This window comes from Terriglobus albidus (assembly GCF_008000815.1).
GTDB lineage: Bacteria > Acidobacteriota > Terriglobia > Terriglobales > Acidobacteriaceae > Terriglobus > Terriglobus albidus_A.
In genome coordinates this window covers 470,619-492,557 of sequence record NZ_CP042806.1, presented here as the reverse complement: position 1 = coordinate 492,557, position 21,939 = coordinate 470,619, and the positions used below count along the sequence as shown (strand labels likewise).

The following is a 21,939-nucleotide window of genomic DNA, read 5'->3' as shown; positions in this document are numbered from 1 at the left end:
AGATGCTTGGCAGGCGCCGAGGGACTCTGGGGATAGTTGAAGCCGTAAAGCGGTGGTTAAGTTGGCATTTCGGTCAGCCACTGATTTTTGTGGCAGAACTTTTAAGTTGAAAGTTGAAAACGTGCGGTATGTGCTGAATCCAGCATAGGGAGCGCCCATACTGTACGTTTTCAACGTTCAACTTTTAACTTTCAACGCAGCATCCGGCGCAGCCGGATGCTGCTAAGGTTTCCCGACTCCCTCTTCCACCACCAGCTCATCAACGCCGATGCCAAGTGCGATGCCGAGCCGGCGATAGCCATCCTGCCATGCTCCGTTCAGGCGTGGATCGTTGCGCACCTGGTCGAGGAGATAGTTCCAGACGTTCTGACTGTCCCAGAAGCGCACCTCGAAGGGCAGTTGGCGGAAGCACTCGGCCATGGTGGTTGCCAGCTGCAGAATCTCCACCGAGGGCGAGTCGGACGAAAGCGTGTCCCGCAACTGTTGCATCACCGCGTGCATACGTTTACCGGCGGAGTAGCCGATGATCTGGCCGTCGAGCTGAATCTCATCGGTCATGGCCTGTTGCAGCAGGCTGGAGAGTGCCGGAGCATCGAAGGGATCAGCCTCAACGGCATTGCGGATCCCCGCGTTGAGCGCAAAGTTGGCGGTGAGGGCCAGAGCGGGTGGCGTGGGCATGTTGCTCTGGCGGATAAAGTGCAGCAGCGAGGCGTGGTCCTGGTAGATGCGGCGCAGGCTCTCTTCCACTTCGGAGAGCGTGCTGGTCAGGATGGTTTGCAGGATGCGGTGTTGCTCGTCGGAGAAGAGCGAACGCAGCGAGTAGCTGGTCTGCGAGCGGTCGTGATGAAAGAAGCCATCGATGCTGCGGATGATGTCGGGAAGATTGGCCTGCGCCATGGCTCCGGAAACGGCCGTGGCAAAGTTCTTGAAGGCTTCTTCTTCATTCGGAGAATAGCAACGCACCGCTGCGGAGAGATTCTGGTCGCCGCCCAGGTGCAGTACGGCGAAAGCAACCATCTCGCACTCCCCGGTAATTCGTGAGCGAACCGTGGCGGTACCAAGCGCCACACGTCCACGGCCGGAGGAGAAGACTTTGTATTCGTGCCGGCGGATGTCGTAGCAGAAGATGTAGCCCTCTTCCGGATAGGTGCGGAAGATGGAGGAGATGGCGTAGTGCGCGCCCACCTGCTCCAGACCGACGCGCATGCCCAGCACCCAGCGGCGATAGACCTGGGCGCCGTCACTCATCTCGGCGATATTGGATTTTGCGTTCTTCAGAATATCGAGGAACTTCCCTTCGAGCTCTTTACCCTTTTCACCGAAGAGCTGATAGGCAAGCTGCAGCACGCGGCCGGCGTAGGCGATGATCTGCACAGTCTCAATGCCGGAGATCTCATCGAAGAACCAGCCGCATGAGGTGTACATCAGTTGCGTATGCCGCTGCAGCTCCAGCAGCTCGATCAGGCGGATTCGTTCTCCGGCGGTCAGCTCGCGTGTGCCGTGCTCGGTGAAGAAGGCGTGGACGTTCTCAGGATTGCGATTGAGGACGACATGGATATACGCATCACGCGCGGCCCACAGGTCTTTGAGGAAGGGTTTGGCAAAGTCTTCTGCGAGCGGGTTGACATTATCACGGACGTAGTCGAGAGCTTCGCGCAGCGGTGCGCGCCACTCCTGGTTCCAGCCTGCGCGTCCTGTATTGCAGCCGCAGTTGGAGCGCCAGCGCTCCACGCCATGCGCGCAGCTCCAGGAGGTGTTTTCGAAGATCTCGGCCTCCCAGGAAGCTGGAAACTTCTCCAGGAATTCACCATAGTTGGTCAGCTTCGCCAGGCCCTGCTGCTCGATGAAGTGAAAGGCATATGTCAGCGCCATTTCACCATGACGATGATGATGTCCGTAGCTCTCGCCATCGGTCGCAATATGCGCCAGCTGCGGGGTAGATCCATCGTTGTCGTTCGGAGGCAGAGAACCGACGATACGGTTGGCGAGATATTCGCCGGAGTTCAACAGGCCTTCGAAAGCGACAGCACGCGAAACTGGCCCGTCATAAAAGAACACGGTGATGGAGCGGCCTTCATCGAGCTTCACGAGATAGGGCTGTGAAGGATCAACTTTGGCGTCGCGGGTATCGATCCACCCGACGGGTGCTCCACCATCCCTGGGAAGGGGACGGACACGAGCGCACTGTGCAGGAGCGAGGATGGTGAACTTGATGCCTTCCTGTGCCAGCAGATCGAGCACGCGACGGCTGGCCGCGGTCTCGGCGAGCCACATACCTTCCGGATCGCGCCCGAAGCGGAAGCGGAAGTCTGCCTTGCCCCAGCGGATCTGCGTCAGGCAGTCGCGGTCGTTGGCCAGCGGCATGATGATGTGGTTGTAAACCTGCGCTATGGCGGAGCCGTGACCGCTGAAGCGTTGTGCCGAGATGCGATCCGCGTCGAGGATGGTGCGATAGGTGACCGGTGCAAACTCGGCAAGCCAGCTTAACAGCGTGGGGCCGAAGTTGAAGCTCATGCGCGAATAGTTGTTGGAAATGCGCACGATCTGGTTCGCTGAGTTAACGATGCGCGAGGCTCCGTTGGTGGAGTAGCACTCGGCGGTGATGCGCTCATTCCAGTCGTGATACGGATGCGCGGACTCCTGTACCTCCACGGTCTCAAGCCATGGATTCTCGCGCGGCGGCTGATAGAAGTGCCCATGCACGCAAACGTAACGCTGATGCTGCTCTGGTGAAGGGGAGACGGGGACACCAGATTCAGGCATGTCCGCGATTTTTTTCGTCTTGGCCATTACTCTCCATGTTTCTGCTGTGCCCGGGCATCCGGGCAGTTGAACGTCCCTTTTTTAGTGTGCCTCAGCATTGGATGCGCCGGGATGGAAGATCGTGTCAGCCCAGGCTGTAAACGCAATGGCTAGAAGATATGCGGCGATATTTTTAACCGAGAAGAAACGCCCAAGCAGAAGCCGTCCGGCGAGCGTAAGGCGAAAGGCGTCAATATGCGGCTCCGGAAAAAGTCGCGAGAGCTCTACCAGGGTCGCGGCAGTGGCGGAGACACAGAAAAGCGCGACCGGTTGCAACCGCGGTAACAGTGCCGCAATAAACCAGTAAAGCGCCACGGCCCAGAGGGCGGAGCCGAGATATTTCTCCCAGAACCATGAGAGATGCAGTGGGGCAAAACGAGCAGCCAGGCCGACAGGGATGGTGGCCATCAACAAAAGAAGACAGGCGATGGAGCGAGGCATGGTGCATCCCACTCTAGAGCATTTTTTCTGTTGCCGGGTATTCCGGGAGGAGTGTGCAGCGGCGTTTTCATTGAGGAAAACGCCCATAGACGCACAAGCCCTGCACTACACCTACAGGAAAAATGAACTATCCGGCATCGTGCGGCGTATGCAACCAGCAATGTATCAAGTGGAGAAATGATGGCTGCGACATTGGATGGGGTTCAGTTGTCCGACGGGACGGCAAGAAGCCGCGAAGAGCCCTGGTTTCCAGGACGCTGGTTGGGCGGTCTTTCGTTGATTGCGGCTAACTTGCGGCTCCCACCGCCTCGAGCGCCGCTCGAGGCCTCCTGCTCATCGCATTGCGATGAGCAGGGCCACCGAAAATTTCTTTTTGCCGACAGCCAAAGCCTACTTCGGGGTCGCCGTCGAGGGATCGATGATGGTGGTGATCTCAGTAATCTTCGTTGCAGGGAATCCGCTGATCTCGGCATGGCGGCGAATCACTGCCTCGTCCTTGGCCAGATAGATGCAAAAGGTCTTGTCAGCGGTGACGTAGGAGTGTACCCATTGAATGTCCGGACCGAGCTGTGCCAGCGCGGCGTTGGAGGTAGCCGCCGCGTCGCAGAGCTGCCCCGGATTCAGGGAACCGACCTTGGGAATGTCGCGTTCAATCAGATAGCGCTTCATGTTTTTGTTGCTCCTGTTGCTGTTTTTGAGTGGTTCTTGACCGAATCCAATCGTAGGCAATGGAGTACGGCGTATGAAGTGGCAAATGGGCCAAAGTGCGGCGGTGAAACAGCCAATGATCGACGTCACCATCTACTTTCCGCAAGGGATGTTTTCTTCCACGGCGATTGGGCCGATGGAGGTGTTTCGCCATAGCGGAAGCCTGTGGAACCTGTGCAGCGGCACGGAGGTGGAGACGCGGTTCCGGGTGACCACGGTCTCGATAGATGGCCGGGCGGTGGAGTGCGATGGCCCGCTTCGTATCGAGCCGATGGCGTCGATCCACGACGTCTCGAAGACCGATGTGATTTTGATTCCATCCACCGGGCTCGCTCTGGAAGATGTCGTCGAGCGTAACCGTGATGTGGTGCCGTGGCTGCGCCGCTGGCGCGAGCGTGGTGTAGCGATTGCCAGCGTCTGTTCCGGCGTGGGGCTGGTGGCGGCGACAGGCTTGCTGGACGGAAGGCGTGCGACCACGCACTGGGGGCTGGCGGCGAAGTTCCGCATGCTGTATCCCCGCGTGTTGTGGATGCCGGAGTACATGGTCACAGAAGAAGACAATCTCTTCTGCGGCGGAGGGGTACATGCCGCCCTGGATCTGAGCCTGTACCTGGTGGAGCGCTTCTGCGGACACGAGATCGCGCTGCAGAGCGCGCGGGCGATGTCGATTGAGACCAGGCGGGCATGGCAGGCCGGCTTCGCGATCGCTCCTCTCAAACTGGAGCATGGGGATGCCGGCGTGCAGCGTGCGCAAGAGTGGATGCATAGTCACTTCCATCACGGGTCGGCGGTGGAGGCAGCGCGTCATGCAGGGATGAGTGAGCGTAACTTTGCCCGGCGCTTCAAGCAGGCGACGGGTGACTCGCCACTCGAGTATCAGCAGAAGCTACGCGTGGCGGCGGCCAAGCGGTTGCTGGAGAACCCTTCACAGACGATCGAGGAGGTCAGCCAGGCAGTGGGCTATGGCGATGTGGCTTTCTTCCGGACGGTTTTTCAGCGTCACGCGGGATGCTCGCCTGCGGCATATCGCAGGCGTTTCGATATCGCGTCGTGAGATCAGAGTGAAATCTGGATCAGTTTCTGCAGTGCGGGCATGGCGGCAACGTCAGCCAGCGTGTACTGGTCGAGTTCGCGGAAGAAAGCCTCATAGGCACGGTCGAGCGCTTCTTTCAGCGTGCATGCGGAGCGCAGCGGGCAGGCCTGGGTAAAGCAGTCGATGACGTCGTTAGCGGGCTCGGTGGTGCGCAGAATCTCGCCAATGCGGACCTCTTCGGGGGGGCGTGAGAGGCGAAGTCCGCCTCCCTTACCCTTGGTGGTGGTGAGCCAGCCCTTGCGACCAAGTTGGTGCGTGACCTTCACCATATGGGTGTAGGGCACGTTGAAGAGTTCGGAGACGGCACGGACGGTTGCTGTCGTCTCCATCGGTTTGTCATGGCCGGCAAGGTAGAGCAGTAGACGTAGTGCGAGATCGGAAAATCGGGTCAGTTGCATCGAGTTCGACTCTCGTCATAGTACTGCCGCTCCCTGGGTTTGCCTGACCTGGAGCATTTTCCCTGTAGGTGTAGGGTAGGTCTCCCACATCCATGGGCGTTTTCCGCAATGAAAACACCGCTGCACGCCACTTCCGGGATACCCGGCAACAGGGAAAACGCTCTAGACGGCAGCGACTTCTTCTTCCTGCTCCTGCTCTTTTTCCTGCTGTGCGTAGATGGCGGCTTCATGACCGATCATGATCTGCGCCAACTCGTTATAGGCAACGCCCCAGGCTTCCAGAATCTCCGGCGTAGCGGCGTCGCCGAGAACTTCCTTGATGGCTTCGAGCAGGTACTTTCCGACGATAGGGTAGTGCTCCGGACGAACCTTGGTCGCGACGTGACGGTGCTCGATCCTGGAGACCGCGGGACCAAGCAGGTCGAGACGGTCAAGGTTGCCGGCATAGGCAAGAATCGCGGCCGCAAGGCGCTTGGGCTGCTCTCCATTTTTCTGGTCGTCCTGGTTGAACATCGGGGCAATCTCGGGATGTGCGGCAAACATGCGCTGGTAGAACACCCGGGTGATCTCTTCGCCGTGTTTGGTGAGGGCGGGAACAGTGGACTTAACAAGCAGCTTCTGGTGATCGAGCAAGGTCATCTCTCCTCTGAAACTTAATATAACTTTTAAATCTATATTTATGTCGAGAATAGCTCGATCCTCCAAAATTTCGTATTCCAAATTGGGTTTTAGTGTGCCGCTGGAATGGCCGAGAAGATCGGTTTGACCAGGGTTTCTATGGTCGTGGCAACTTCTTCAGCGGGAAGGCGTTCCGGTGTCTGGATCCATTGCTTGGCGGCGCCGAAGATGGCCCAGGCGACGGTCGCGGCGATGAGGGCTGTCGGCGTCTCCGGTGGAGCCTGGTGCACCCGAAGACCGTGAAGGATCATGCCTTCAACGACGGGAATGATCGAGGTCTCAAGTGGCATGGAGGCCAGTTGTTCAGGGCATCCCCCGGTCTGGGAGAGAAAGTCGCAGACTCCCAACGCCAGGGAGCGCAACACACCTTCGCAGCCGAAAACAACCCCGCGGCGGTCGAGCAGTTCGCGGAAGCGAGCTTCGGTCATGGCCTGAAGCAGGGCGTTCTTGTCGGTGTAATGGAGATAGAACGTGGCCCGGTTCACACCTGCCTGGGTCGCGATATCACTGATGGAGATATCGTTGAAGTGCTTTCGATTCAGCAGGTTGAAGAGGGCGCTCTGCAGCATCTGGCGAGTGCGCCGGATGCGTGGATCAGTCGGTTCCGTACAAACATGCTCGGCTTGGGTCGCCGGTTCCATCTAGAAACAGGATACCTCTTTTTGCATCGCCCGTTGCTTTTGCGACAGATGTCGATTATTTATGAATCGACAGGTGTTGCTTAACCATCATTTGTCGTAAAGGAGATTCTGGCTATGCCTACCCTATTGCGTGTCGATTCCAGCCCACTGTATGGGGTTTCCGTTACACGCCAACTGACCGAGACTTTTGAGTCGACCTGGAAAGCCGCCCATCCCGACGGCCAGGTTGTCGTGCGAGACCTTACCGCTACCGTGTTGTGGCCAATTACGGCAGAGTGGATCGGCGCTGCATTCACGCCCGAAGATCAGCGCACCGGCCAGCAGGCGGAGTTGCTGAAGCTTTCCGACACGCTGATCGCGGAGCTGGAGAACGCGGACGAATACGTCTTCGGCGTTCCGATGCATAATTTCAGCGTGCCATCATCGCTGAAGCTATGGATCGACCAGATCGCCCGCGTCGGGAAGACCTTCTCCTATGGGGAAAATGGTCCCAAGGGGCTGATTACCGGTAAGAAGGCGACCTTCCTGCTTGCGACCGGAGGCGTCTATGGACCGGGGAGCGCGATGGAGTCGTTGAACTTCGTGGAGCCGTATCTGCGCTCGGCCTTCGGTTTTCTTGGGGTGACGGATACGACCTTCCTTACCGCCGGTGGTACCGCGGCGCTACGGTATGGGCAGGACCGGGACGCTTTCCTGCAGCCTCATCTTGAAGCCGTACAACTACACGCGCAGAGCGCATAAGGAGAACGATTGATGAAGATTGCATCGTTGATTGCCCGTTATCTTCTGGGCCTGATGTTCACAGTCTTTGGCTTGAACGGTTTCTTTCATTTCATTCCGCAGCCCCCACCGGCGAATCCGCTGGCGCTGCAGTTCTTCGGTGCGGTGGCCATGTCTCACTTCGCCGATTTCTTCTTCGCGGTGCAGTTGATTGCAGGCCTGCTGCTGCTGTCGGGTTTCTTTGTGCCACTGGCGCTCACCCTGCTGGCGGCAGAGCTGTATAACATCCTGGCCTTCCATCTGACGCTGTCGCCCGGTATTGCTCCGGCGCTGGTTGCGGTAGTGCTGTGGCTGCTGGTCTTCTCGCAGTACCGGGCAAGCTTCCGCGGAATCCTTGCGGCGAAACCCGAGTAAAAGCTCTTCCCGCGGCCCCATCCTTCGCGGTTGATCGCGAAGGGTGGGGCGTCGGCCCTTCCCGTTCGCCTTTCCATCCAGGCCTAGAGCATTTTTCCTGGAGGTGTAGTGGAGGGCTTGTGCATCTATGGGCGTTTTCCGCAATGAAAACGCCGCTGCACGCTCCTCCCGGGATACCCCACAACAGGAAAATGATCTAAAAAAGAGCCAGCCCTCCCTCGACAAAATATTTTCCAATCCGTCTTTGGAAAGCAGGGAACTTTCTCGCCGCTCGCGCAATTATCAGAGCGTTGCCGCATGGTGCGAGAGATGAGCTGCAAGCCGGAGGAGCGGATGTCGGGAGCGGGGGAAGGCACGAGCGATGAGCAATTGATGCTCGCCTTTGCATCCGGTATCACTCCCGCATTCGAAGAGCTGTATGCGCGTTATCGGAATCCGCTTTCGGGATTCTTCCGGCGCCGTCTCAAAGAGCCTTCAGTGGCGGACGAGTTGGCGCAGGAGACCTGGATGGCGGTCGTACGCTCAGCCCCACACTACCGGCCTTCGGCAACCTTCCGCACCTATCTTTACTCGATCGCATTGAAGCAGCTCCGTTCGTTCCGCAGAAAGGCTGCCTTTCGCGCCATGTTCTGGAGCAGTGAAGAGATCGAACCCGCGACAGCGAGAGGCACTGATTCCGCATTCGTCTTGCGAGATGCTGTGGCGAGGTTGGAGGCGATAGACCGCGAGGTAGTGATGCTGCGCGAGTTTGAAGAGTTGAGCTACGCAGAGATCGCCGCGCTGCTCTCGCTTCCGGTCAACACGGTGCGGTCTCGTCTTTTCCGCGCGCGGATGGCACTCCGCGATCTCTTACAGGGAACTGTACAAGCAGATGTCAGCCGCCAGAAGGAGGGAGTATGAGCAGCACGGTTACGGCACAGCACCCTTTTTCGCCGGAAGAGATCATGGCATGGCTCGACGGAGAGCTTCCCGCCGCCGAGGCGCAGCAGATGGAGGCGCATCTGTTTGCCTGCGAGGTCTGCTCGGGAGTAGCGGCTGATATGCGTCGGACTTCGGCCTCTCTGGCTGCATGGGAGGTTCCGCCAGGATCTTCTACGATGCCGGCCCAGGTTCGAGATCTCCTGGACGAAACGCCTAAGGAGAAGCAATTACCGAACCTGAAGTGGATTGTGGCGGGCGCCGGAGCGTCGCTGCTGTTGCTAATCCTGGTGTGGGCCGGTGGCACAAGAAGGGTCGAATATATCTCCAAATCAGCCATATTAGAGTCGCCGCCGCTTGCACTAAGAACTCCGGAGAGACTCGCCACTCCACGTTCGCGCTATACCAATGACAGGCTGGGTGTGGGGGAAGATGTGGTTGCAAAGCAGCAGCTGGATCTTTCCGCAGCGAAGCCCGCGACATTGATTGCCCGGCGAGCAATGATCACGGTGCAGACATCGAATGTGTTGGAAGCAAGAACACGGACGGAGTCGATCCTAAGGCAGTATCAGGGGTATGCGGCCAGTCTTCAGGTGGAGACACCCCGATACGGAGGACGCATATTCAATGCGGAGCTCCGAGTGCCTGACACCGTTCTTGATGAAGCCTGCGGCGCATTACGTGGGCTGGGCAAGGTGATGAATGAGAGCCAGTCAGGCGAAGATGTTACTGCACAATCCGCGGATCTGGATCAGCGCCTGAAGACCGCGCGAGTAACAGAAGAACGCTTCCGCGCAATTCTGCAACAGCGCACGGGAAGCATCAGCGATGTGCTGGAGGTGGAAGAAAGTGCGGCGCGGATCCGGGGCGAAATCGAACAGATGGAAGCGGACGAGAAGACGCTTCATCAGCGGGTTACATTTGCAACGGTAACGCTTCACGCCGAAGAGATCACCGCGGAGTCGAAAGAGGCAACTCTTCCTGCACGTCTACATGACGCATTGAGAAAGGGCTGGAGGCATATCGCCGACACAGCCTCGGGCTTCCTGCTCTTCCTGGCTGAGTATGGAGCGTTGTTTGTACTTTGGACCATCCTGCTTGGCCTGCCGGGATGGTTTCTCTGGCGGCGCTACCGGCGCGGGCAGAGAAACCTGTGACATAGAGCGCTTTCCCTGTTGCTGGGTATCCCAACAACAGGGAAAACGCTCTAAGCATGTACCTCAGCGGCCGAAGCCGCATTTCGTTCTTGCTCTGATACGGCACGGCTAAAAGCCGTGCCCTTAAGCAAGGCATTCGCACCCTCGGTGCGAAATGGTTGTGCTACGCGCAACGAAAGGACGGAGCCGAGCACGATCCGGCTTGTACCCGGTCGCGCGCAGCGCGATGTCGTGTTTAGCCGATCTCTTCACTCCGCCGGCGGTTTGCCGGCGGCAAGATCGCAGGCGCGCCACATGTACCAGCTCGCAACCGAGCACCATGGGCGCCACTTCTTGGCACGGCGCAACATCTGCTCTTTGGTTGCGAGCAGGTCCGGTGTGACCTTCTGGGTTGGCTTCAGGCCAAGGAAGGTGAGCGCGAAGCCTTTGCGTACGCCGTAGTCATCGAGCGGTAGAACGTCGGGACGGCCGAGGCGGAAGATCAGCAGCATCTCCACTGTCCACTTGCCGATGCCGCGCACCTGGACCAGATGTTCAATGATCTCTTCGTCGGACATCTTCTTGATCCTTGCCAGCGTGGGTACGGTTCCGTCGATGGTCTTTGCCGCAAGGTCGCGCAGAGCAAGCGTCTTGTTATGTGAGAGCCCGGCTTTGCGGAGCTGATCGTTTGGGCAGTCGAGGATGTGTTCGGGCGAAGGATGATTGCCGATGCCGCAGACGTGGTGAAAGCTCTCGATCATGCGGCTGTGAATGGCGCGCGCTGCATTGGCGTGCACCTGCTGGTAGATGATGCTCTCGGCCAGCGCTTCAAAGGGGGACTGCGTTGCGGCCAGGCGCATGGTGAAAGGGCCCCAGCGCGCAATCAGTCGGCCAAGCTTCGGGTCAGCGGCAGAGAGTTCGGCGATAGCGTGTGCAGGGTCATAAGGAGGCTTGTGAGTACGGCCGGAGCGGGAGCTGGACATGCAGGAGAGTGTACCGAAAGTTATGTGTCTTTCCGCCGTTCAGCAATGCCTGATAAGGTTCTCCCGATGGCTATGCTCGAAGGCATGGAGCTTCGCAGAGAAAGGCCTGACGATGCGGAGTTCCTGAAACAGTTGTTCTATGCAGTGCGATCTCCTGAGTTCGGTGCCGCCGGATGGCCCGAAGAGCAGACGCGCGATTTTTTGGCGATCCAGGAACGGATGCAGTGGACGCACTACGACCGCACTTATAAGCGGCTGGAGCGATGGATTGTGGAACGGAATGGCCGGTCGATTGGGAGGCTGTATCTTGCGACCGAGCCGGATGCGCTGCGAGTTGTAGAGATCTCGATCATGCCGGAGGACCGCGGTCGTGGCCTTGGAAGCGGACTATTGCGAAGTGTGCTGGAGCAGGCCTCTGCTGCAGGTTTGGACGTCGTGCTGAGTGTCGATCGCGGAAACCGCGCTGAGGGTCTCTACAGGCGTATGGGGTTTGAGGCAGTGCGCGATGAGGGCATGAAGACGGGTATGCGATGGCGCGGGCCGGCCTCTTAGTTGAAGATGGCTCCGCAGAGAACACTCGGCCTATGAGAACCCGGCCTACGACGACGTAAAGTGGCTGGGTGTGTTGCAGGCCCCTGTCTACACCGCACGCCCGTCAGCTCCGATTGTGTTGGGAGACAAGTGAGATCGCGGTTCTTCGATAAAGGTTGTTCGGATATCGACAAATCGTGACCGAATATCAATCTAAGACCATTTAAGTGCGAATTTTAGAGGTTAATCGGTGACCGGGGAGTCAGATGTTGTGTCTTTTCTGCCGCTTTACCCACAGGTTGCACGAGATGTTGTGCAAGGCACTTCGATGGAATGGTGCCGATTATCGAAGTTGTAGAAAGAAATGATGGTTGCAGTGATGGGGGTCACTTGAAGGGGTCCTGACCCGCTGCTTATACTCAAACTTTCCGAGGCAGGTTTTTCCTGGACAGCTCTCTACCCCACGTCCTGGATGGTCTTCTTCAAAACATCAGCAACGACTTCTCTTTGACGCAGAGGAAACAGGAACGCACTCATGGCGCAAGTATTTGACCGCAGTTCGAACGCGCTGGCCCGGGCAAGTCTGGTTATTACGGGCCTGATCGTGATCGCACTGGGCGTTGCGCTGAACCAGTTGCAGCGCTCTCCGTGGGTAACACGGCAGGGCCAGCGACCGGATCAGCCCGTCCCGTTCAGTCACAGGCATCACGTTGAGGGTCTTGGCGTGCAGTGCCAGTACTGCCACACCAGTGTGGAGAAGTCGATGTACGCCGGCATTCCGCCGACAAAGACGTGTATGAATTGCCATGCGCAGATCTGGACGAACGCCGAGATGCTCGAGCCGGTTCGTCAGAGCTGGGCAACGGGCGAGTCCGTCAAGTGGACCCGCGTACACGATCTTCCGGACTATGTGTACTTCAACCACGAGATCCACGTGAACAAGGGCATCGGCTGCGCAAGCTGCCACGGCCGTGTGGATGAGATGCCGTTGATGTATCAGGAGAACACCCTCCAGATGGAGTGGTGCTTGAACTGCCACCGCAATCCTGGCAAGAACCTCCGTCCGACCAGCGAGATTTACAACATGGCCTGGACCGGCCCCACGTCTGACAAGCCGGTCTACTGCGCCGACACAGGCGTAAGCGGACCGACCTCGCAGGGTGTGGTTTGCTCCACCGAGAAGCCGGAAGGTCCGAAGGTTGCTCTGCTGCAGGAGTCGGCGCCCGGCGCCAGGTCTGAAGGCGCTGTAGCTCCGGTGATCAAGCTTCCGCTCAACTACGTAAAGTTCACCAGCCAGGAAGACCTTGGCAAGTTCCTGACGGACAAGTACCACATCCGCACCCCGAACGAGCTCTCAAGCTGCGAGGTGTGCCACAGATGAGTACGGAGATGAATCAACCGATGCAGCCTGAGGTAGTAAGCACCATTGCTCCGGCCAAGCCGAAGCGCATGACGCTGGCGGAGGTGCAGGCCAAGCTGGCCAGTAAGACCGGCCGCCGCTTCTGGACCAGCCTGGATGAGCTGGCCGAGCAGCCTGGGTTCGACGAGATGCTCCGTGAGGAGTTCCCGCGCCAGGCCAGCGAGATGACCTCCGGTGTCTCGCGCCGCGGCTTCATGAAGGTGATGGGCGCCAGCTTTGCGCTCGCCGGTCTTAGCGGTTGCACCAAGCAGCCTGACGAACCGATCTATCCCTATGTGAAGGCTCCTGAGGACCTGGTTCTCGGTAAGCCGATGTACTTTGCGACGGCGCATCCTTTCCCGACCGGTGCAGTGCCGGTTCTGGTGAAGTCCGATGCCTTCCGTCCGATCAAGGTCGACGGCAATCCCGAGCACCCGGTAACGAAGGGCAAGAGCGACGCTTTTACGCAGGCGTCGGTACTTGACCTGTACGATCCGGACCGTTCGCAGCACGTTCTCTTTGAGGGCAACAACAAGAGCTGGGGTAATTTTCAGGACGCTCTTGCGAAGGGGTTGGATGGTCTGCGCCAGGGCGCTGGGCTGTACATCCTGAGCGAGACGGTGACCTCGCCGACGCTGGCCGCGCAGTGGAAGGCCGCGCAGGCAAAGTATCCAGCCGCCAAGCTGATCCAGTGGGAGCCGGTGAATCGTGATGCCGCCCGTGCCGGATCGATGGCCGCTTTTGGCGAGTACGTCGATGCGCAGTACAAGCTCGAAAATGCCGATGTGATTCTGTCGCTCGATGCCGACTTCCTGAGCGGAGGCCACTTCCCGGGTTTCCTGCCGCTGTCGGCTGCCTATGCTGAGCGTCATCGCTACGAAGAAGGCAAGGAGCAGAATCGCCTCTACGTCGTCGAGTCGATGCCGTCGGTGACCGGCTATAAGGCCGAGCATCGGTTGGCGCTGAAGCCCTCGGATGTAGAGAAGTTCGCTCTGGCGCTGGCCGGCCAGGGAGCTGCTCCGGCTGAGGCCGCGAAGTTCCTGGAGACCGTCAAGAAGGATCTGGCCAAGGCCGGCGGTAAGGCTGTCGTGATTCCGGGCGAGGCTACCTCGCCTGCGGTACACGCCGCCGCTGCCCTGATCAACGCGCAGATCGGAGCGGTTGGTAAGACCGTGGTCTACACCGAGACGGTGAACCCGATTCCGAACCAGCAGAATGCGGACCTCAAGGCGCTGGTCGCCGACCTGAACGCCGGTAAGGTGTCATGGCTGGTGATCCTGGGCGCGAACCCGGTCTATTCGGCTCCCGCGGATCTGAACTTTGCTGAGGCGGCCAAGAAGGCCAAAGTGATCGTGCACCATGGATCGATCGTCGACGAGACGGCTCTGATCGCTCACTGGCACATCAACAAGGCTCACTACCTGGAGAGCTGGTCGGATGCGCGTGCGTATGATGGCACGCTCTCGATCATTCAGCCGATGATCGATCCGCTGTATGGCGGAAAGACGGCGCACGATCTTCTGGCGCAGTTCACCGACAATCCGCAGAGCTCGGGCTACGACGCTGTATTGGCCAATGCGAAGACCGTGATCAAGGGCAACTTTGAGGCGGGCTGGCGCAAGGCGCTGCATGACGGCTGGGTGGCGGATACGGCCTTCTCGCCGAAGTCGGTTTCAGCCAAGTCCGGAAGCATTACGCCGAGCCCGGTACCTTCGGGCGAGTATGAGATCTCGTTCAAGCCGGATGCTTCGCTCTACGACGGACGCTTTGCCAACAATGGCTGGCTGCAGGAAGTTCCCAAGCAGGTCACACACCTGAGCTGGGACAACGCAGCGCTGATGTCGATGGAGACCATGAAGAAGCTCGGTGTGGAAGAGACCGAGATGGTCGAGCTTACCGTGGGCGGCAACAAGGTCAAGGCTCCGGTGCTGATGGTTCCGGGCCATCCTCAGGGTTCCATTACGGTGCATGTCGGCTTTGGCCGCACAGTCGGCCGCGTGGCCACGGGTGTGGGCTTCAATGCTTATGCCGTGAGCACCGCTTCGGCGGCATCGTGGACGGCTGGATCTGCGAAGAAGACCGACGGCAACTACGACATCTGCGTCACCACCGTGCACTCGCTCGATAACCGCGGAAGCTTCGCGCAGTCGACGGTTGCCAGCGTTGGAATGGCGAAGGACCTTTCCCACTCGCACTCGCTCGCCGGTAACGAAGCCATGACCCGCGGCATCATTCGCTATGCCACGGTGGAAGAGGCGAAGAAGAATCCTGGTTTCGCGCATGAAGGTGCCGGGCTGAAGGAGACTCCGGAAGAAGACATGAGCTTCTTCCCGGATGCCTGGAGCTACAAGAACACCGACAAGTCGAGCGGCAAGCTGCAGAATGCCTGGGGGATGTCGATCGATCTGAACTCCTGCATCGGTTGCAACGCCTGCGTGATCAGCTGCTACTCGGAAAACAATATTCCGGTGGTTGGCCGTGAGCAGGTGAAGGTCGGCCGCAACATGCAGTGGATCCGCATCGATACTTACTTCGAAGGCGACCTGCATGCTCCCAAGGCGCACTTCCAGCCGATGCTGTGCCAGCACTGCGAGAATGCGGGCTGCGAACAGGTCTGCCCGGTAGGTGCGACGGTGCATACGCCCGAGGGCCTGAACCAGATGGTGTACAACCGCTGCGTCGGCACTCGTTACTGCTCGAACAACTGCCCGTACAAGGTTCGCCGCTTCAACTTCCTGCTCTACTCAGACTATGAGACCGAGAGCCTGAAGCTTGGCCGCAACCCGGATGTTTCGGTCCGCTCTCGCGGTGTGATGGAAAAGTGCACGTACTGCGTGCAGCGTATCCAGTCCGCGAAGATCCAGGCCGACAAGGAAAACCGCGAGGTTCGCGACGGCGATATCGTAACGGCTTGCCAGCAGGCCTGCCCGACCGATGCCATCGTCTTCGGCAACATCAACGACCCGGCGAGCAAGGTAGCCAAGCGCAAGGCAGAAGAGCGCAACTATGGCGTGCTTGCAGACCTGAACTACCGTCCGCGTACGACCTACACGGCGGGAGTCATCAACCCGAATCCTGAGCTGGAGCTGGCATAAATGGCGACCAAGGGACAAATCAGCGATCCGATGATCGACCCGAAGACGGGTGAATTTGCCGTCATCGCTCCGGGCCATAACTTCAAATCGGTAACCGAGAAGATTGCCGGCGTCGTGCTGACGTCGAACACACCGCTGGGCTGGTTCTTCGGCCTGACCGTAGCCTCCGGCGTGGCGACCTTCCTGGTGATTGCCGTTACCTGGCTCTTCCTGAAGGGCGTGGGCATCTGGGGTGTAACCATCCCGGGCGCCTGGGGTTTCGCCATTATCAACTTCGTCTGGTGGATCGGTATCGGTCACGCCGGAACGCTGATCTCGGCGATCCTTCTGCTCTTCAAGCAGACCTGGCGTAACTCGATCAACCGCTTCGCCGAAGCGATGACGATCTTCGCCGTATGCTGCGCCGGCCTGTTCCCGGTTCTGCACGTCGGCCGTCCGTGGCTCGGTTACTGGCTGTTCCCGTACCCGAACACGATGAACGTATGGCCGCAGTTCCGTTCGCCGCTGTGCTGGGACGTCTTCGCCGTATCGACGTACGCGACCATCTCGGTAGTGTTCTGGTACATCGGCATGATTCCCGACTTCGGAACGCTGCGCGACAAGGCGCAGTTGCCGCTGGCCAAGTACGTCTACGGTATGCTCTCGCTGGGTTGGCGCGGTTCGACCCGCCACTGGATGCGCTATGAGACGGCCTCGCTGCTTCTGGCCGGTCTTTCGACGCCGCTGGTGCTTTCGGTACACACGGTCATCAGCTTCGACTTCGCGGTCGCGGCTCTGCCGGGCTGGCATACAACGGTCTTCCCGCCCTACTTCGTCGCCGGCGCTATCTACTCCGGTTTTGCCATGGTGCTTACGCTGGCGATTCCGATCCGCAAGTTCTACCACATGGAAGACCTGGTCACGTTGCGCCACCTGGACAACATGGCCAAGGTGATGCTCGGTACCGGTCTGATCGTGGCCTACGGTTACGGCCTAGAGGTCTTCATGGCCTGGTACTCGGCCAGCCACTGGGAGTTCTTCATGATGTGGAACCGTATGTTCGGGCCGATGGGCTGGGCATACTGGATCCTGATCGCGACGAACATCGCTATCCCGCTGACCACCCTGTGGTCGCGTAAGCTGCGGGTGAACGTAACGTATCTGTTCATCCTGTCACTGATCGTGAACACCGGTATGTGGTTCGAGCGTTTTGTCATCGTCGTCACCTCGCTTTACCGCGACTTCCTGCCTTCGAGCTGGGGTACGTACAAGGCGACCAAGTGGGATTACATGCTCTACGTCGGCACGCTGGGAATGTTTACCTTCCTGTTCCTGCTCTTCGTCCGGCTTGCCCCGATGATTCCGATGAACGAGATCAAGATGATGCTGCCTCAGACCAAGATCAAGCCTGCAGACACCACCGTAGAGGAGACCGCCTGATGCCGGTAAAAGAAGGAACCTACGGACTGCTGGCGGAGTTCGATACTCCGGGAGCCCTGGTGCATGCCACTGAGGCTGCGCGGGATGCCGGATACCGCCGCATGGAGTGCTACACACCGTATCCGGTGGAAGAGGCCGCCGAGGCTCTGGGCGTGGTGCGTAACCGCGTTCCGTTGCTGACCCTGATGGGCGGCATCCTGGGTCTGACGACGGCGTTTCTGATGCAGACCTGGATCGCGCGCTGGGGATATCCGTTGAACATCGCCGGGCGTCCGCTGTTCTCCTGGCCGGCGTTCATCATCCCGACGTATGAGTGGACGATTCTGTTCAGTGGTCTCTCGGCTGCCTTCGGCATGCTGGCACTGAATGGTCTGCCGCAGCCTTACCATCCGCTGTTCAACGCTCCCAACTTCCGTCAGGGAGCGACCGACCATAAGTTCTTCCTGTGCCTGGAAGCGATCGATCCCAAGTTCGATGTGAACGAGACGCGCGCCTTCCTCGAGCAGTTCCATGCTGTAAGCGTGGTGGAGGTAGATCTCTAATGCAGGGCGCAAGCTTCAAGGTTCAAGGCGCACGCCTCATCCTGTCAGCCACTCTGGCCAGCGTTGCTGTCCTGACCGGTTGCCGTCAGGATATGCACGACCAGCCGAAGATGTTTCCGCAGCGTTCGACGACGATCTTCGCCGACGGCCGCTCGGCACGTCCTCAGGTGACCAACACCGTAGCTCGTGGCCAACTGCACGAGGACAGCTACTTCTATACCGGTCTGGTGGACGGCAAGGAAGCCGATGGCATGCCCTTCCCGGCGACGCTCGATGTACTGAAGCGCGGCCAGGAGCGGTTCAACGTGTACTGCACGCCGTGCCACTCGCGTGTGGGCAACGGCGCCGGCGAGATCGTTGAGCGCGGCTACCGTCTGGCCGGCAACTTCCATACGGAGCGCCTGCGCAGCGCACCGCTCGGACATTTCTTCAGCGTGATGACCAACGGTTATGGCGCGATGCCTGATTACTCAGCGCAGATTACGCCAGCTGACCGCTGGGCGATCGCGTCCTATATCCGCGCGCTGCAGTTAAGCCAGAACGCCAAGGCGAGCGATGTGCCGGCGGGTGTTGAGGTGAAGCCGCTGTTAAAGCTGGCGGAAGAGCAGGGCATGCCGGTGGGTTTCGCAGGTGACTGGTCGGTGCCGAATACCACGGGTCCCGCAGCTCCTGAAGTAGCGAAGCCGGTTGAGTCTGCCACGCCGACGCCAACCACGACGCCAGGCGTAGCTCCGGCGACCAGCGAGAACCAGAAGGCAACTACTCCGGCGGTAACTAAGGAAGCAGCCCCGGCAACGGCTAAGACCGCTGCCCCGGCCAAGCCCAAGCCTGAAGACATCGCCGCAGGGAAGGCTACCTATATGGCGAACTGCAGTGTCTGTCACCAGGCAGCGCGCACCGGCCTTCCGCCGAACATTCCCTCGCTGGTGGGCATCGTAGGCCGAGTTGGTCCGGATCGTATCCGGCAGGTCGTTACACAGGGTATTCCGACGGGCAAGATTCAGATGCCGTCATTTTCCTCCAAGCTCTCTTCCTCGGATATCGATCACCTGATCGCATATCTGGGATCTGAGTGATTTTGGGCACCGACTGATTTTCGAGATCTGAAGAAGGATTAAGGCCGTAACGAATGGCACACGGACACGAACAACACGGACACGGAGCTCACCACGGGGCGAAGACATTGCCGGCTTCGCTGCTGGCGCCTGAGGTTGTCGCGGCATGGCGCACGCGGGCTCTGATTGTGGCGGCGGTCGCTGCGATCGTCTCGCTGCTCTTCCTTTTCGGCGGCGGTGCGGACCACGTACTGCGCGGCTACCTGCTCGGCTGGATGATGGCGTTCACGCTCTGCGGCGGCGGCCTCTGCCTGCTGATGCTGCAGTATGTCTCCGGCGGTAAGTGGGGTCTTCTGCTCCGCCGTCCTCTGGAGGCAATGAGCCGCTCGTGGTGGCTGGTCGGCGTTCTGGCGATTCCGCTTCTCGCCTTTTCCAAGAAGCTGTATCTCTGGGCGGCATATCCTACCTTCGACTCGGTAGAAGAAGGCCTCAAGGCCAAGCTGCTGACGGAGGCTCAGGCACATGCCCTCAACTTCAAGCGGCCGATGCTTTCTCCTGTAAGTGTGAGCATTCAGCTTCTCGTGGTCTTCCTGATCATGGGGACCTTCGCCTACTTCCTGAACAAGTGGTCGCTCGAGCGCGATGCCGACCCTGAGCGGGGTTCGCAGGGAAGCTATGACCGCTGGCGCATCAAGTTCGAGAATCTGTCGGGTATCGGTGTTCTGATCTACGTCGGCCTGCTGACCGTTGTCGCTATCGACATGATCATGGCGCTGGATGTGACCTGGTACTCCTCGGTATGGGGCCTGCTCTTCCTGGTCGGTCAGGGGTATCTGGTACTGGCGGTTTCGGTCCACACCGCGATTCGGCTCTCGAAGTATGAGCCGGTGGCGACGATCCTGCGCAAGACCGAGCAGTACGACCTCGGTAAGTTCATGCTTGGCTTCGTCATGCTGAACATCTACCTGTCGTTTGCCCAGTTCCTGATCATCTGGTCGGGCAACCAGCCGGAAGAGCTTCCCTGGTATCTGAACCGTATCAATGGTGGATGGTGGGTAATCTGTACCTGTGACTTCATCTTCCACTGGGTGATCCCGTTCGTCGCGCTGCTGTCGAAGGACCTGAAGCGTTCGAAGTCGAAGATGCTGGCCCTGACCGGCTGGATGATCTTCGCCCGCGCCTTCGACCTGTTCTGGCTGATTGAGCCGAACTTCCCGGATGCGGCCCACAACCTGCACCTGAGCGGCAACTTCAGCATCCTGGCCTATATCACCGTACCGGTCGCGGTCCTTTCCATCTGGGCGGCGTACTACTTCACCACGCTGATGTCGCGTCCGCTGGTTGTCGTGAACGACCCGCACACCGAAGAGATTCTGGAGCCCGAGCATGCACATTAAGCCCAATCAGAACGATGGGGATACCCTGAATCCGAATCCGCATCCTCAGGTGAACGATCCTGAGAATCCGGGCTATGAAGTCACCGACGTCAATGTCAGCGGCATTCTGGTCTTCGTCGGCGGCCTGGTCGGTTTCGTTGCTGTCTTCTTCGTGGTCTGCTTCTTCATCGGCCGTCTGGTAAACAGCCAGATCGCCAAGGATGACGGCCCGCTGGACAAGTGGCATCAGCAGTATGCCGCCCCGAAGACAAGCGACGGTCTGACCTCGAACCCGGTCTTCGAGCAGCGTTCAGCCTCGCAGATTGTGAAGACTTTCCCCGGACCGCGCCTCGATCCGGACGACGGCAACCAGAGCTCGAGCGATCTGCACGCCCGGGAAGACCTGCTGCTGGAGAACTACTCGCAGGTGCAGGGCATGCCGAACTCGGTTCGCATTCCGATCGATCGCGCGATTGAACTGACCGCCGAGCGCGGACTTCCGCTGGCTGCCGATGCTAAGGCTGCGACGACGGTAGCGAAGATGGTCGGTGCGGATACTCCAGTTGTGACGGCTCCGCTGACCAACGGATTTGCCCGCAGCGGTTTTGAGCAGGAACGCATTGCAGAGCGCGAGCAGAAGCTTGAGTTCGCAAAAGAAGCAAGTAAGGAAGAGAAGAAGTAACCATGACGACGATGCACCCAATCCGGAAGATCCGCCTCGCCGCCCTGTTGGGATGCGCGCTGGCGTGCGCCTCCGCGATGGGGCAGGTCAGCGGCTATGGTGACAAACAGACTGGCGAAGTCAGCGGCGGGCAGCTGCCGACCGTTCTGCAGCGCGTAGGCGTGGAGCAGCACCTGAATACGCCTTTGCCGTTGCATGTTCCGTTCACGGACGAGACTGGAAAGCCTGTCACGCTGAACGACTACTTCGACGGCAAGAAGCCTGGGCTCTTTGCTCTGGTGTACTACCGCTGCCCGATGCTTTGCTCCGAGGAGATGGATGGCATGGCCTCCGCTCTTCAGATGGTGAAGCTGAAGCCGGGCAGTGACTTCAACATCGTGATGGTCTCGATCGATCCGCGGGAGACTCCGCAGGACGCGGCCGAGAAGAAGGCGATGTATGTGAAGCGGTATGGACATCCGGAGACAGCAAACGGCTGGCACTTCCTGGTTGGACCGAAGACCTCGATCGATGCGGTCTCACAGGCTACCGGGTATGGCTATGTCGAGGTGAAGAGCCCGGACGGGCAGACTTCGCAGTTCGCGCATGCCTCGGCGCTGGAAGTGGTGACACCTGAGGGACGGCTGGCGCAGTACTACATGGGCGTGGAGTACTCGCCCAAGGATCTGCTGCTCGGCCTGATCGAAGCTTCCGGCAACAAGATCGGTTCGCCGGTCGCCAATATTTTGACGTACTGCTACCACTACGACCCGCAGCAGAACAAGCACAGCCTGATCGTGTCGCGTGTGGTGCAACTGGGCGGCATGGTTACCGTGGCCGGCCTGGGTGGGTTCATGTTCTTGATGTTCCGGCGGGATATAAAGCTGGGACGTGATCATTCTTTGACGAAGCGACAGAACGGATAAAGG

At 59.2% G+C, this 21,939-nt stretch carries 21 protein-coding genes; 14 read left to right on the top strand and 7 right to left on the bottom strand.

Annotated elements, in window-relative coordinates:
* Positions 1-222 precede the first annotated feature (222 nt).
* The 3 genes from FTW19_RS02010 to FTW19_RS02000 all read right to left on the bottom strand — a co-directional run bounded on the left by FTW19_RS02010 (position 223) and on the right by FTW19_RS02000 (position 3,912).
* A complete protein-coding gene (locus FTW19_RS02010) occupies positions 223-2,790 on the bottom strand; it encodes a DUF3536 domain-containing protein (protein WP_147646073.1) in 2,568 nt (855 codons plus the stop codon).
* A 54-nt stretch (positions 2,791-2,844) separates the two neighbouring features.
* The gene (locus FTW19_RS02005; protein ID WP_187143209.1) at positions 2,845-3,243 is read right to left on the bottom strand and encodes a DUF2809 domain-containing protein; all 399 of its coding nucleotides are present in this window, start codon (positions 3,241-3,243) and stop codon (positions 2,845-2,847) included.
* A 390-nt stretch (positions 3,244-3,633) separates the two neighbouring features.
* Positions 3,634-3,912 (bottom strand): DUF4242 domain-containing protein, encoded by a 279-nt coding sequence (locus tag FTW19_RS02000; protein WP_147646070.1) that lies wholly within the window; start codon positions 3,910-3,912, stop codon positions 3,634-3,636.
* A 73-nt stretch (positions 3,913-3,985) separates the two neighbouring features.
* On the opposite strand from FTW19_RS02000, the gene FTW19_RS01995 reads away from it, so the two are divergent.
* Entirely contained in the window at positions 3,986-5,005 is a 1,020-nt protein-coding gene (locus FTW19_RS01995; protein ID WP_246153529.1) for a GlxA family transcriptional regulator, read from the top strand.
* 2 nt (positions 5,006-5,007) lie between these two features.
* On the opposite strand, the gene FTW19_RS01990 is transcribed toward FTW19_RS01995, so the two are convergent.
* The 3 genes from FTW19_RS01990 to FTW19_RS01980 all read right to left on the bottom strand — a co-directional run bounded on the left by FTW19_RS01990 (position 5,008) and on the right by FTW19_RS01980 (position 6,761).
* The gene (locus FTW19_RS01990) at positions 5,008-5,442 is read right to left on the bottom strand and encodes an Rrf2 family transcriptional regulator (protein WP_147646068.1); all 435 of its coding nucleotides are present in this window, start codon (positions 5,440-5,442) and stop codon (positions 5,008-5,010) included.
* 162 nt (positions 5,443-5,604) lie between these two features.
* Entirely contained in the window at positions 5,605-6,081 is a 477-nt protein-coding gene (locus tag FTW19_RS01985) for a globin domain-containing protein (protein WP_147646066.1), read from the bottom strand.
* A gap of 89 nt (positions 6,082-6,170) precedes the next feature.
* On the bottom strand, positions 6,171-6,761 hold the full coding sequence (locus FTW19_RS01980) for a TetR/AcrR family transcriptional regulator (protein ID WP_147646064.1): 591 nt from the start codon (positions 6,759-6,761) through the stop codon (positions 6,171-6,173).
* 114 nt (positions 6,762-6,875) lie between these two features.
* Between FTW19_RS01980 and FTW19_RS01975 the strand changes: the two genes are divergently transcribed.
* From FTW19_RS01975 to FTW19_RS01960, 4 genes are all read left to right on the top strand, one after another.
* Entirely contained in the window at positions 6,876-7,502 is a 627-nt protein-coding gene (locus tag FTW19_RS01975; protein ID WP_147646063.1) for an FMN-dependent NADH-azoreductase, read from the top strand.
* 12 nt (positions 7,503-7,514) lie between these two features.
* Entirely contained in the window at positions 7,515-7,895 is a 381-nt protein-coding gene (locus tag FTW19_RS01970) for a hypothetical protein (RefSeq protein ID WP_147646061.1), read from the top strand.
* 309 nt (positions 7,896-8,204) lie between these two features.
* Entirely contained in the window at positions 8,205-8,795 is a 591-nt protein-coding gene (locus FTW19_RS01965) for an RNA polymerase sigma factor (RefSeq protein WP_187143208.1), read from the top strand.
* Positions 8,792-9,970 carry a DUF4349 domain-containing protein gene (locus FTW19_RS01960; protein WP_147646059.1) on the top strand — a complete coding sequence of 393 codons (1,179 nt, stop codon included), beginning with the start codon at positions 8,792-8,794 and terminating at the stop codon, positions 9,968-9,970. Before FTW19_RS01965 ends, FTW19_RS01960 begins: the two co-directional genes overlap by 4 nt.
* Positions 9,971-10,218: 248 nt before the next feature.
* Here FTW19_RS01960 and FTW19_RS01955 read toward each other — a convergent pair whose 3' ends face one another.
* Entirely contained in the window at positions 10,219-10,932 is a 714-nt protein-coding gene (locus FTW19_RS01955) for a DNA-3-methyladenine glycosylase family protein (RefSeq protein ID WP_147646057.1), read from the bottom strand.
* A 66-nt stretch (positions 10,933-10,998) separates the two neighbouring features.
* On the opposite strand from FTW19_RS01955, the gene FTW19_RS01950 reads away from it, so the two are divergent.
* The 9 genes from FTW19_RS01950 (at position 10,999) to FTW19_RS01910 (ending at position 21,936) form a co-directional block, all read left to right on the top strand.
* Positions 10,999-11,484 carry a GNAT family N-acetyltransferase gene (locus FTW19_RS01950; protein WP_187143207.1) on the top strand — a complete coding sequence of 162 codons (486 nt, stop codon included), beginning with the start codon at positions 10,999-11,001 and terminating at the stop codon, positions 11,482-11,484.
* Positions 11,485-11,998: 514 nt separating this feature from the next.
* Positions 11,999-12,844: a cytochrome c3 family protein gene (locus FTW19_RS01945; protein ID WP_147646054.1), complete on the top strand. Its 846-nt coding sequence runs from the start codon at positions 11,999-12,001 to the stop codon at positions 12,842-12,844.
* Positions 12,841-15,957 (top strand): TAT-variant-translocated molybdopterin oxidoreductase, encoded by a 3,117-nt coding sequence (locus FTW19_RS01940; protein ID WP_147646052.1) that lies wholly within the window; start codon positions 12,841-12,843, stop codon positions 15,955-15,957. Before FTW19_RS01945 ends, FTW19_RS01940 begins: the two co-directional genes overlap by 4 nt.
* Complete coding sequence (nrfD, locus tag FTW19_RS01935) at positions 15,958-17,376, top strand: NrfD/PsrC family molybdoenzyme membrane anchor subunit (protein ID WP_147646050.1); 1,419 nt, start codon at positions 15,958-15,960, stop codon at positions 17,374-17,376.
* Positions 17,376-17,918, top strand: coding sequence for a DUF3341 domain-containing protein (locus tag FTW19_RS01930; RefSeq protein WP_147646049.1), 543 nt, complete (start codon positions 17,376-17,378; stop codon positions 17,916-17,918). The genes nrfD and FTW19_RS01930 overlap by 1 nt, the downstream gene beginning before the upstream one ends.
* Positions 17,918-18,994, top strand: a complete 1,077-nt coding sequence (locus FTW19_RS01925) for a c-type cytochrome (protein ID WP_147646047.1) — start codon at positions 17,918-17,920, stop codon at positions 18,992-18,994. The genes FTW19_RS01930 and FTW19_RS01925 overlap by 1 nt, the downstream gene beginning before the upstream one ends.
* Positions 18,995-19,047: 53 nt before the next feature.
* A complete protein-coding gene (locus tag FTW19_RS01920; RefSeq protein ID WP_147646046.1) occupies positions 19,048-20,370 on the top strand; it encodes a hypothetical protein in 1,323 nt (440 codons plus the stop codon).
* Positions 20,360-21,031 carry a hypothetical protein gene (locus tag FTW19_RS01915; RefSeq protein WP_147646044.1) on the top strand — a complete coding sequence of 224 codons (672 nt, stop codon included), beginning with the start codon at positions 20,360-20,362 and terminating at the stop codon, positions 21,029-21,031. The genes FTW19_RS01920 and FTW19_RS01915 overlap by 11 nt, the downstream gene beginning before the upstream one ends.
* A 2-nt stretch (positions 21,032-21,033) precedes the next feature.
* Positions 21,034-21,936 (top strand): SCO family protein, encoded by a 903-nt coding sequence (locus FTW19_RS01910; RefSeq protein ID WP_348641839.1) that lies wholly within the window; start codon positions 21,034-21,036, stop codon positions 21,934-21,936.
* Positions 21,937-21,939 lie beyond the last annotated feature (3 nt).

Bases quoted from the DNA above. Each gene is read 5' to 3' on its own strand.
- FTW19_RS02010 (WP_147646073.1), bottom strand. From the start codon at position 2,790: ATGGCCAAGACGAAAAAAATCGCGGACATGCCTGAATCTGGTGTCCCC.
- FTW19_RS01960 (WP_147646059.1), top strand. From the start codon at position 8,792: ATGAGCAGCACGGTTACGGCACAGCACCCTTTTTCGCCGGAAGAGATC.
- FTW19_RS01945 (WP_147646054.1), top strand. From the start codon at position 11,999: ATGGCGCAAGTATTTGACCGCAGTTCGAACGCGCTGGCCCGGGCAAGT.
- FTW19_RS01955 (WP_147646057.1), bottom strand. From the start codon at position 10,932: ATGTCCAGCTCCCGCTCCGGCCGTACTCACAAGCCTCCTTATGACCCT.
- FTW19_RS01980 (WP_147646064.1), bottom strand. From the start codon at position 6,761: ATGGAACCGGCGACCCAAGCCGAGCATGTTTGTACGGAACCGACTGAT.
- FTW19_RS01970 (WP_147646061.1), top strand. From the start codon at position 7,515: ATGAAGATTGCATCGTTGATTGCCCGTTATCTTCTGGGCCTGATGTTC.
- FTW19_RS01910 (WP_348641839.1), top strand. From the start codon at position 21,034: ATGACGACGATGCACCCAATCCGGAAGATCCGCCTCGCCGCCCTGTTG.
- FTW19_RS01965 (WP_187143208.1), top strand. From the start codon at position 8,205: ATGAGCTGCAAGCCGGAGGAGCGGATGTCGGGAGCGGGGGAAGGCACG.
- FTW19_RS01990 (WP_147646068.1), bottom strand. From the start codon at position 5,442: ATGCAACTGACCCGATTTTCCGATCTCGCACTACGTCTACTGCTCTAC.
- FTW19_RS01915 (WP_147646044.1), top strand. From the start codon at position 20,360: ATGCACATTAAGCCCAATCAGAACGATGGGGATACCCTGAATCCGAAT.
- FTW19_RS01930 (WP_147646049.1), top strand. From the start codon at position 17,376: ATGCCGGTAAAAGAAGGAACCTACGGACTGCTGGCGGAGTTCGATACT.
- FTW19_RS01940 (WP_147646052.1), top strand. From the start codon at position 12,841: ATGAGTACGGAGATGAATCAACCGATGCAGCCTGAGGTAGTAAGCACC.
- FTW19_RS01975 (WP_147646063.1), top strand. From the start codon at position 6,876: ATGCCTACCCTATTGCGTGTCGATTCCAGCCCACTGTATGGGGTTTCC.
- FTW19_RS02005 (WP_187143209.1), bottom strand. From the start codon at position 3,243: ATGCCTCGCTCCATCGCCTGTCTTCTTTTGTTGATGGCCACCATCCCT.
- FTW19_RS01985 (WP_147646066.1), bottom strand. From the start codon at position 6,081: ATGACCTTGCTCGATCACCAGAAGCTGCTTGTTAAGTCCACTGTTCCC.
- FTW19_RS01995 (WP_246153529.1), top strand. From the start codon at position 3,986: ATGAAGTGGCAAATGGGCCAAAGTGCGGCGGTGAAACAGCCAATGATC.
- FTW19_RS01950 (WP_187143207.1), top strand. From the start codon at position 10,999: ATGGCTATGCTCGAAGGCATGGAGCTTCGCAGAGAAAGGCCTGACGAT.
- FTW19_RS02000 (WP_147646070.1), bottom strand. From the start codon at position 3,912: ATGAAGCGCTATCTGATTGAACGCGACATTCCCAAGGTCGGTTCCCTG.
- nrfD (WP_147646050.1), top strand. From the start codon at position 15,958: ATGGCGACCAAGGGACAAATCAGCGATCCGATGATCGACCCGAAGACG.
- FTW19_RS01920 (WP_147646046.1), top strand. From the start codon at position 19,048: ATGGCACACGGACACGAACAACACGGACACGGAGCTCACCACGGGGCG.
- FTW19_RS01925 (WP_147646047.1), top strand. From the start codon at position 17,918: ATGCAGGGCGCAAGCTTCAAGGTTCAAGGCGCACGCCTCATCCTGTCA.